Source organism: Streptomyces sp. SP17BM10, assembly GCF_036322405.1.
In the GTDB taxonomy this organism is placed as follows: Bacteria; Actinomycetota; Actinomycetes; order Streptomycetales; family Streptomycetaceae; genus Kitasatospora.
The window spans coordinates 1-365 of sequence record NZ_JAQYXB010000628.1; the positions used below are offsets into that span (position 1 = coordinate 1).

Sequence of the window (365 nt, forward strand, 5' to 3'; positions counted from 1 at the left end):
CAGTTGGCGTCGACCGGCGCGGGCGACGTCGAGCTGCTCGGCGCGGCCGGCCTCGCGCGTCAGCTCTGCTGCGGCGAGCGCTACCGCCGGGCCCGAGCCCGAGCCCTCAGGGGCTCGGAGATCTGTCAACGGGCGGCCGGGGGCCCACCCCCGACTAACCACGCCCCCCCCCCCCCCCCCCCCCCCCCCCCCCCCCCCCCCCCCCACCCCCCCCCACCCACCCCCACCCAACAACCCCCACACAACACCAAAAAAAAAAAACAAAAAAAAAAAAACCCCCCCCACAAACAACCCCCACACCCCCCCCCCCACAAAACACACCCACCCACAACCACAAACAAACACAACACCCCCCCAAACCACAC

Annotated in this window: 1 protein-coding gene; it reads right to left on the reverse strand. The window is 69.9% G+C overall.

Features of this window, described 5'->3' with window-relative positions; translation table 11 throughout:
- Nucleotides 1–154 precede the first annotated feature (154 nt).
- On the reverse strand, nt 155–365 hold a 211-nt coding region (locus tag PUR71_RS27085), incomplete at its 5' end, for a hypothetical protein (RefSeq protein ID WP_329929748.1).